The organism is Brevibacillus sp. NRRL NRS-603, from assembly GCF_003013445.1.
GTDB lineage: Bacteria > Bacillota > Bacilli > Brevibacillales > Brevibacillaceae > Brevibacillus > Brevibacillus formosus.
The window spans coordinates 1-3,053 of record NZ_PXZN01000096.1 but is presented as its reverse complement, the minus strand read 5'-3'; the positions used below and the strand labels follow the sequence as shown (position 1 = coordinate 3,053).

4 protein-coding genes are annotated in these 3,053 nt (G+C 49.3%); all 4 read left to right on the top strand.

Annotation, left to right across the window (positions count from 1 at the left end; all coding sequences use genetic code 11):
• Positions 1-299: methylglyoxal synthase (locus tag C7R94_RS28450; protein WP_106785902.1), on the top strand; the 299-nt coding region annotated here is incomplete at its 5' end.
• Positions 296-991: a bacillithiol biosynthesis deacetylase BshB1 gene (gene bshB1, locus C7R94_RS28445; RefSeq protein ID WP_106785901.1), complete on the top strand. Its 696-nt coding sequence runs from the start codon at positions 296-298 to the stop codon at positions 989-991. The genes C7R94_RS28450 and bshB1, both read left to right, overlap by 4 nt.
• Before the next feature lie 16 nt (positions 992-1,007).
• The gene (gene bshA, locus C7R94_RS28440; protein WP_106785900.1) at positions 1,008-2,150 is read left to right on the top strand and encodes an N-acetyl-alpha-D-glucosaminyl L-malate synthase BshA; all 1,143 of its coding nucleotides are present in this window, start codon (positions 1,008-1,010) and stop codon (positions 2,148-2,150) included.
• Positions 2,151-2,277: 127 nt separating this feature from the next.
• Positions 2,278-3,053: CCA tRNA nucleotidyltransferase (locus C7R94_RS28435; protein ID WP_106785899.1), on the top strand; the 776-nt coding region annotated here is incomplete at its 3' end.

Here is a 3,053-nt window from a genome sequence, read left to right as displayed (position 1 = left end):
GGTCGCGAATCATGGAAGCTACGTCGCTTTCCCTAACCCGATTTCTGTCAGGGCCATTAGGAGGCGATCAACAAATCGGTGCGATGATCGCTCGCAATGAGATGGATTTGATTATCTTTTTGCGCGATCCGCTTACCTCTCAACCACATGAACCTGATATTATCGCACTGCTTCGACTGTGTGATGTGCACAAGATACCTTTTGCCACCAATCTCGGTTCGGCAGAAATCATGCTGAAGGCCTTGGAACTGGGACAACTGGATTGGCGCGAAGTGGTGCATAAGGAGAATGAAGCATGAGTTCACTCGATATTTTGGCAATCGGCGCTCATCCTGACGATGTCGAGATCGGCGCGGCAGGCAGTCTGATTTTGGCTGCCAAAGAGGGAAAGCGCGTGGGGATTCTCGACTTGACCTACGCGGAATTGTCTTCGAATGGAACGGTGGAGAGAAGGCAACAGGAAGCGGCTGCAGCTGACCACGTGATGGGAGTGGCTGCTCGCTATAATTTTGGCCTGCCTGATCGTGGCTTGGAAGCAGTGAGGGAAAATGCGATTGAACGTGTCGTAAAGCTCATTCGGGAAACACGCCCAGCCATTGTGCTTGCACCTTATTTCGCGGATCGTCATCCAGATCACGAAAGCGTGAGTCGAATCGTTCGCGAGGCGGTGTTTAATGCGGGCATCCGCAAGTATTTGCCGGAGCCTTCTTTGCCTGCCTATCGACCATCGCAATTCCTTTACTATTTTATAAATTCCACTGTCACGCCGCAGGTTGTCGTGGATATCACCGCTGTTTATCCGCAAAAAATGGAGGCGCTGCGCTGCTACCGCAGTCAGTTTGAGCTAGAAGAAGGCAGTGTTCAAACGCCGCTTACCAATGGGTATCTGGAGTCGGTCGAGTATCGAGAGCGACTGTTTGGTCAGCAGGCTGGTGTAGCCTATGCAGAAGGATTTGTCAGTGCAGCTCCGTATGTATTAAAGAGCTTGTGAGAAGGAGTGACACTGTATGAAGATCGGGATTACTTGCTATCCGTCGTTGGGCGGATCGGGCGTAGTAGCTACGGAGCTTGGCAAGCTATTGGCTGAGCGAGGACATCAAGTTCATTTCATTACAGGTGGAATGCCATTTCGCTTAGGCGCGTTTCACCCGAACATTTTTTATCATGAAGTAGAAGTGAACAACTATGATGTTTTTAAATACCCACCCTATGATTTGACCTTGGCGAGCCGAATGGCACAAGTGGCGAAAAATGAAAACCTGGACTTATTACATGTGCATTATGCTGTGCCACATGCGTTGTGTGCGTTCCTGGCCAAACAAATGGTTGGAGATCATTTGAAAATTGTGACCACCCTGCACGGGACGGATATTACTGTTCTGGGTTATGACTCGAACTTGAGTGATATGATCCGCTTCGGCATTGAGCGAAGCGATTTGGTCACCGCAGTGTCCAATGATTTGATCAGGCAGACGAAAGAGCTGCTGCATACGGATAAAGAAATTGTCCCAGTGTACAACTTCGTAGACAAGCGGCGTTACTACCCGAAAGAGGTTGCGAAGCTGAAAAAGGTATTTGCACCAAATGGCGAAAAAATTCTTATGCACATTTCAAATTTCCGTCCGGTCAAACGAGTGCCGGATGTGATTGAAATTTTTTCGCGCGTACGTGAAGAAGTGCCTTCCAGACTGATCCTCATTGGTGAAGGGCCCGAAATGGGTCTGGTCCGCAAGATGATCGCTGACCTCGGTCTGAACGACGATGTTTGCTTCCTCGGCAAGCAGGAGGACGTTGCAGAAGTTTTGTCGATGGCTGACATCATGCTGCTTCCATCCGAAAAGGAAAGCTTTGGTCTCGTCGCACTCGAAGCAATGGCTTGCGGTGTGCCTGTCGTCGCAACAGTGGCAGGAGGTTTGCCAGAAGTCGTTCTGGATGGTGTGAACGGCTTCTTGCGCCCAATTGGGGACGTGGAAGGCATGGCGAAAGAAACTATACGTCTCTTGCAAGACGAAGAGCTATACCGCGAATTCTCCGCGAATAGCATTGAGCGATCCTGCAAAACGTTTTGTCACGAAACGATTGCCTCGCAGTATGAAGCACTTTACGCCAACTTGCTGGCAAGCAAATCCGAAGAAAAACTAAGCTTTTGAACGTAAGATAGAGCTTTTGGCTAGCTGATGCAGCTTGGATATGAAAATGAACAATCCATACAAAACTCTCATGAAAAACGCCTCCTTGTGTAGATCAGGCGGAGCAAACCAGGAAGGGGGGATTGGATTGGCGATAGAATTGGCAAAGCGTGTTCTCGACAGATTGGAGGAGCACGGCTTCGAAGCTTACTACGTGGGTGGTTGCGTCCGCGATTGGCTTTTACAACGACCTGTTCATGATATAGATATATGTACGAATGCCCATCCCAGCGACGTCATCCGATTGTTTCCCGATCATGTCCCGACTGGTCTGAAACACGGTACTGTATCTGTAAAAGTCGAGGGGCAGATGTTTGAAGTCACCACGTTTCGGACGGAAGGAAAATATGAAGATTATCGTCGACCCGCTGAGGTTCAATTCGTTTCAGAGCTTCGACTTGATCTGGAGCGACGAGATTTTACGATGAACGCGATGGCGATGGATCGTCATCAAGTATTGCACGACCCGTTCGGTGGACGAGAGGATATGGAGCATAGGCTAGTTCGGGCTGTAGGAATCCCTCTAGAGCGATTTCAGGAGGATGCCCTTCGGCTTTTGCGAGGAGTACGGTTTGCTTCCCAGTTAGGTTTTGCTATAGAAGACCAGACGATGCATGCCATGAAACAGACTGCACCTTTGTTAGCTCATATTGCAGTGGAGCGCATACGGGAAGAGCTGAATAAAACGCTCGACAGTAAAGCCCCAGAGGTTGGCTGTCAGTTGTTGAATGAAACGAGGCTCATGGCCTACGCGCCTGAGGTAGAAAAACTGTTCATCCTCTCAAAAGAGCATGTTTGTCGGCTCCGTCATTTGCAAACCTTGACGCAAAAATGGTCGTTGCTTCTGTTTGCAGCGAAGTATTC